General features: G+C 67.0%; 4 protein-coding genes. 1 reads left to right on the forward strand and 3 read right to left on the reverse strand.

Translation table 11 applies throughout. The annotated features are described in order from the left end of the window. Nucleotides 1-45 precede the first annotated feature (45 nt). The 3 genes from EMO90_RS04585 to EMO90_RS04595 all read right to left on the reverse strand — a co-directional run bounded on the left by EMO90_RS04585 (nt 46) and on the right by EMO90_RS04595 (nt 3080). On the reverse strand, nt 46-1290 hold the full coding sequence (locus EMO90_RS04585; RefSeq protein WP_190971945.1) for a hypothetical protein: 1245 nt from the start codon (nt 1288-1290) through the stop codon (nt 46-48). A gap of 89 nt (nt 1291-1379) precedes the next feature. Beyond that, a complete protein-coding gene (locus EMO90_RS04590; protein WP_150353447.1) occupies nt 1380-2087 on the reverse strand; it encodes a GNAT family N-acetyltransferase in 708 nt (235 codons plus the stop codon). Between the two features lie 3 nt (nt 2088-2090). After that, the gene (locus tag EMO90_RS04595) at nt 2091-3080 is read right to left on the reverse strand and encodes a LacI family DNA-binding transcriptional regulator (RefSeq protein WP_190971946.1); all 990 of its coding nucleotides are present in this window, start codon (nt 3078-3080) and stop codon (nt 2091-2093) included. 185 nt (nt 3081-3265) lie between these two features. On the opposite strand from EMO90_RS04595, the gene EMO90_RS04600 reads away from it, so the two are divergent. Further along, nucleotides 3266-5578 carry a glycoside hydrolase family 2 protein gene (locus EMO90_RS04600; RefSeq protein ID WP_150353449.1) on the forward strand — a complete coding sequence of 771 codons (2313 nt, stop codon included), beginning with the start codon at nt 3266-3268 and terminating at the stop codon, nt 5576-5578. Nucleotides 5579-6056: the final 478 nt, after the last annotated feature.

Genomic DNA, 6056 nt, shown 5'->3' on the forward strand with positions numbered 1-6056 from the left:
CACTCTGCCAACTCGAGTGCTAACGCTGTGGGAGAAACGGGAATCTCAGTCCATGCGGCGAGCGATCACGGCGTCCACGTCCACGCCCAGCGAGTCGGAGGATTCGGCGGGAGCCTCCACATCGCCGCTCGCCTCGACGTCGTGGAAGGAGACCACAGCCTCATCGTCCTTGGCGTCGGCGGACCGGGTCTGCGCACCGGCCAGCGGCGGGACGGCCTTGGCGACCTGACGGGTGGACTTGATCTCCATGCTCTCCGGCTCGGCCATCCTCACCGGCTTGCCCGCACGGGAGGCACCCAGGGAGAAGGAGATCAGATCCTGCGAGGAGGCCATCTCAAAGGCGTCCAGAGCATGCGACGGGGAGATGCGGGCCAGCTCGTTCGTGGCGTCGTCTGCCTCGGCGGGGGCCTGCACGGGGACCTCGTCGGAAGCAGACACATCGGCGGGCTGCGCGGAATCGGAATGTTCGGGAGCCGCCGTCTCCTCGGCGGACCGGGCGGGCTGCTCGGACCGGGCGGGCTGTGCGGACGGTGCCGGCTGCGTGGCCTCGGCGGCTTTGGGGCGCGCGGCCATCGCCTCGCCGGCGCGCTCGGCCTTGACGACCTTCTGCTCGGCACGCGCGCGATCGACCGCATCCTGAATCTCCGATGCGGTCAGTACATCCGTGGCGGGCTCCTCCTGACGGACGGGCTCGGGCCCGGCGGCGCGGGAGGGGGCGGCCGACTGCGCGGGGACCACCGGACGGGCGGCCTTGCCCACGGTCTGCGGCAGCACCTGCGCCACCACCTGGCCGGTGCGGCGCACGGCGGCGAGTTCGGCCTCCCATGCGCGGGCCTGTTTGGAGGCGCGCACGCCCAGCGCGAGCACCGCGCACATCAGGGAGAACGGGATCAGCGCATACAGCGAGCTGAACTTGAGCACCAATGCCAGTACCAGCACCACAACCGCAACCGCCGCAAGGGACGCCACGAGGATCTGGCGACGGCGGATGGCGGCACGGCGCAGCTGACGGATGTGCGCCACGCGCTGCGGGGTGAGCCTTGCGACCTTGCGCTGTTGTTCTGCCTGCATCGATAAGCCTTTCATAATGGGGGGCGTCGCGTCGCTGAATCTGGTGGCGCTTGCGGCGTCCACGAGATGCAGCGAGGCCGAAAAACGATCCGCACGATGCTCGGAGGCGTCCTTCATGCCTTTCCGGGCCTTGCGTGGCGCCCACACGAACACCAGCAGCGCGGCGATCGCGACCAGCACAACGCTGCTCAACGACTCGTAACCCATAGGCTTAACCATAGACGGGCTGGCGGATGATTACCTGAAAATTCCACATGCGTGTCGTCAAACCTTTTCAATATGCCCGCAAGCCGCCCGCGGGCCCGCAGTCAGCCCCGGGGGACAAGCCGGTCCGTGACGCTGCCGGGCACATCGCCGGCGAGCAGGCTGTAGCTTTCATGATCCCGCCACTCGCCGTTCACATACATATAGGAGCGCCGCAGCCCTTCGTCCGTGAGACCGAGCTTGGCGGCCACGCGCTTGGAGCGGTGGTTCTCCGGCAGGATCGCGATCTCGATGCGGTGCAGATGGGGGCCGGAGGGGTCGCGGAAGGCCCAATCGGCCAGCATCGCCACGGCCAGCGGCGCGAACCCGTGGCCGGCGTAGCGCTGCGAGACCCAGTAGCCCACCATGCCGGTGCGCATGGCCCCGTAGCTGATCGCCCCGAGCGAGACCTGGCCCACGATCTGCATCTGGTATTCGATGAGGAACACGGCGCCCACGCCGGCCTGCTCGTCCTGGCGCATGCGGCGCACCCACTCGTTGAAGGACAGGGGGCGGCCGCCCAGCGGATCGCCCGACTCCCACGGCATGAGCCAGTCGCGATTGGCCCAGCGCACATCGTTCCAATCCTCCTGATCATCCTCCCTCACCGGACGAAGGCTGATGCGCGCGAACCCGTGCGGAGCCTCGAGCCGGGACGGCATGTCCAGGGCGCGGTCGGACGGGTCGTCGCGCAGGGTGAAGATATCGCGGAGCGATTGGAATACTGACACGCTCCCATTGTGCCACCGCGCGGCCGCCCGCCGCACATGCATTTCCTATGCCGGCCCAAGGCTCTCCCCCGGCTCGAACCGCGAGTGCAGCACCTCGGGGGCCACGGACGGACCGCCTACATGCAGGATGCGCTCGATCAGCTTGGCGGCGGCCACTTCGCCCACCTTCTGCCGATCCACGGTGATCGTGGCGAGCTGCGGATGGTTCAGACGGCCCTCCATTGTGGCGTCGAAGCCGATCACCGACACGTCCCGCGGCACCTGGACGCCGCGCGCGGCCAATTCGCGCACGAAGTCCACGGCCACGCCGTCGTTGTACGCGACGATCGCGGTGGTGGGCTTGTCCAGGAACCTGTCCACATTCGCCGTGTCGAACGCATAGTCCGAATCGTACGCCCGCTCCACACGGCGCAGCCGGATCCCCTCCCGCTGGCACACCGTAAGCAGCGCCTGCCAGCGCAGACCGTTCTGCCAGGAGGAATCGGACCCGGGCACATAGGTGATGGACGTGTGCCCAAGCCGTTTGAGCTTCATCACCGCAGCCTCCACACTGGGCCGATCGTCCACCACCACCGACTGCACGCCGCGCGCGAGCCGGTTGACCACCACCACGGGCTTGGTCTGGGCGGCCTTGCGGATCACCGTATCCGGCACGCGGGAGGCGATGAGGATCAGTCCGTCCGCGCGCTTAAGGCACCGATTGATGAGCTCACGCTCCACGTCGCCCCGATCGGACGTCACCGAGACGGCCAGCGCGTATCCGCGGCCGTCGCACTGCGTCTGGACCCCGTGCAGATAGTCGGCGAAGATCGGGTAGCGCAGGTCCGGCACCAGCGCGGCGATCTCCCCCACCAGAGCGGCTTGCATCGGATCCACATCCACCTTGCGCGCCCGGTAGCCCATCTCGTCGGCGATCCGCCGGATGCGCTCGGCCGTCTCAAGCGTTACGCGACCCGGCTGCGTCAGCGCGCGGGATACGGTCGCGGCGGATACCCCGGCCGCGGCCGCCACATCTCGAATCGTCACCTTTGCCATACCTTCACTGTAGCGGCCAAGCGGGGACCATCCGGCCGCATCAGGCATCCGGACGCTGAACGGACAGGGAAAACGTCTGAAACAAAACCGCCCGCCGCCGCGCGATCGTATGGTGGAAGTGCAAGGCGCGGCGACAGGGAAGTTCCCGCGCACCCGCTCGATCGCAACGATCAGGAAGGACCGCAATGCGTACCATCACCACGTTGACCGATGGCTGGCTGTTCACCAAAACCAAGCAGGAGGGCGTGCCCGCCTACGCCCCGGGCGCCGATTGGACCCCCGTCACCCTGCCGCACACCTGGAACAAGTTCGACGGGCAGGACGGCGGCTCCGACTACCACCGCGGCGCATGCTGGTACGTGCGCACGTTCTCGGTGGGCGAGCAGGCCCCCGGAACCCTCACCTACGTGCAGTTCGAAGGCGCGGCCAACGTGGCCGAGGCCTACGTGAACGGCGTGAAGGTGTGCGGCCACAAGGGCGGGTTCTCCACGTTCCGCGCGGATGTGACCTCCACGCTCATCCCCGGCGAGAACGTGCTCGCCGTGAAGGTGAGCAACGAGGAGCGCTCCGACGTCTACCCGCAGATGGCCGACTTCACGTTCTACGGCGGCCTGTACCGCGCCGTCTCGATCATCGAGGTGCCTGCCGCGCACTTCGATCTCGACTACTTCGCCGGCCCGGGCGTCACCGTCTCCTCCAAGCCACATCTGGGCCCCGACGGCGACGGCCACGCCACCATCGACGCGCGCGCCTACGTGAAGGGCGCCGAGGAGGGCGATTTCGTCAACTTCCAGGTGGCCGACGAGGACGGCGTACCGGTGGCGGGCGCCTCCGTTCCGGCCGGTCCGGACGCCCGCGTGACCATCGATCTGCCGGATGCGCACCTGTGGCAGGCCACCGAGGACCCGTACCTGTACACCGTGACCGCCACGCTCATGCGCCACAACGAGGTGCTGGACGAGGTTGAGGTCCACCACGGCGTGCGCGAGTTCCGCATGGACCCGCAGCGCGGCTTCCTCCTCAACGGCGTGCCCACCCCGCTGCGTGGCGTCTCCCGCCATCAGGACCGTCTGGGCAAGGGCAACGCGCTGAGCCTGGAGGACCACATCGAGGATGCGATGATGATCCGCGACCTGGGCGCCAACACCGTGCGTCTGGCCCACTACCAGCAGGCCCAGGAATTCTACGATCTGTGCGACATGCTGGGTCTGGTGGTATGGGCGGAGATCCCGTTCATCTCCCGCATGAACGAGGATCCGGCCGCGCACGAGGACTGCCGCCAGCAGATGACCGAGCTGATCGTGCAGAGCTTCAACCACCCGTCCATCGTCACCTGGGGCATCTCCAACGAGATCCTGATCGGCGGCGACAGCGAACAGCTCGTGGCGAACCTGAGGGACCTCAACGAGCTGTGCCACCAGCTGGACCCGACCCGCGTGACCACCATGGCCCAGGTCTCCAGCACGCCCAAGGACTCCGAACACAACCAGATCACGGACATCCTGAGCTACAACCACTACTTCGGCTGGTACGGCGGCAAGCTCGAGGACAACGAGGCCTGGCTGGACGACTTCCACGCCATGTACCCGGACCGCGCCACCGGCCTGTCCGAATACGGCTGCGAGGGCATCATCGGCTACCATTCCGACGACCCGAAGTGCGGCGACTACTCCGAGGAGTACCAGGCGCTCTACCACGAGCACATGGCGAGGATCATCGAGGAGCGCCCGTGGCTGTGGGCCACCCACGTGTGGAACATGTTCGACTTCGGCTGCGACGCGCGCAACGAGGGCGGCGTCAAGGGCCGCAACAACAAGGGCCTGGTGACCATCGACCGCCGGATCCGCAAGGACGCCTTCTACGTCTACCAGGCCTACTGGTCGAAGGAGCCGATGATCCACATCGCCTCCAAGCGCTTCTCCGAGCGGGCCACGGACATGATCAACGTGAAGGTGTACTCCAACGCCGATGCCGTGGAGCTCCTTGTGAACGGGAAGACGTTCGGCTCCCTGAGCGCCCATCGCGTCTTCGAGTTCAAGGACGTGCCGCTGGGAGAGGGCGTGACCGTGGTCGAGGCCCGCGCCACCGGTTCCGACGGCACCGAGCTGGTGGATTCCGCCAGCTTCCACAAGGTCGCCGAGCCGTACCAGCCGTACATCTACGTGGATCCCGAAGGCGGCGCCGGCGTGGCCAACTGGTTCGACGACGTGAATCTGGACGCCGTGGACGAGGATGCGCCCATCGACCCGTCCAGGTACTCGGTGAACGACACGATCAACGACATCCTCGCGAACAAGGACGCCTCGCGCATCCTCGCGAACGTGGCGTCCAGCATCTCCGGCATGCGCGTCAAGGCGAGCATGCTGGGCATCATGGGCAACGCCACCGTGGTGGATCTGTTCGGCAAGATGGGCGGCATGGGCGGCAACACCGACGAGGCCGATCTCGCCAAGAAGATGGCCTACGCCAACGCCGAGCTGCAGAAGATCGCCAAGTAGCCGGAACGGCCCCACCCGCCATCCGGGCCTGGGCGTCCTACACCGCCGTCCCGATCGGAGCGCGGGCCCTCCCGCGTCATCCTGAGCGAAGCCCGGGCCCTCCCACGTCATCCTGAGCGAAGCCCGATAGGGCGAAGTCGAAGGATCCTTTGACTTTCTGCACAAATTAAGGATCCTTCGCTTCGCTCAGGATGACGACGGAAGCGCCTTCTGCGGCGCTCCACCCGCAAACTGGGCAAATCGGGACACTGGATTCGCAAACTGGGCAGATCCGGTCTTCTGCGACCGGTTTTCGGCCTCCAGACGGCAGGATCCGCCCAGTTTGCGCGACGAGAGGCCCGATCTGCCCAGTGTATTGTCTCGGGGCATAATTGACGGATGTCTCGGGGCATGGTTGACGGTATGTCTCGGGGCATGGTTTACGCCTGTCTCGGGGCATCGTTGCCATCCGGCAGGGGCCGGCGGCGCTGGTAGTCCC

Origin of the sequence: Bifidobacterium vespertilionis (genome assembly GCF_008698145.1) — a bacterium.
GTDB classification, from domain to species: domain Bacteria; phylum Actinomycetota; class Actinomycetes; order Actinomycetales; family Bifidobacteriaceae; genus Bifidobacterium; species Bifidobacterium vespertilionis.

Coding starts and splice junctions, on each gene's coding strand:
- EMO90_RS04585 (WP_190971945.1), bottom strand. CDS start 1,290: ATGGTTAAGCCTATGGGTTACGAGTCGTTGAGCAGCGTTGTGCTGGTC.
- EMO90_RS04595 (WP_190971946.1), bottom strand. CDS start 3,080: ATGGCAAAGGTGACGATTCGAGATGTGGCGGCCGCGGCCGGGGTATCC.
- EMO90_RS04600 (WP_150353449.1), top strand. CDS start 3,266: ATGCGTACCATCACCACGTTGACCGATGGCTGGCTGTTCACCAAAACC.
- EMO90_RS04590 (WP_150353447.1), bottom strand. CDS start 2,087: ATGCATGTGCGGCGGGCGGCCGCGCGGTGGCACAATGGGAGCGTGTCA.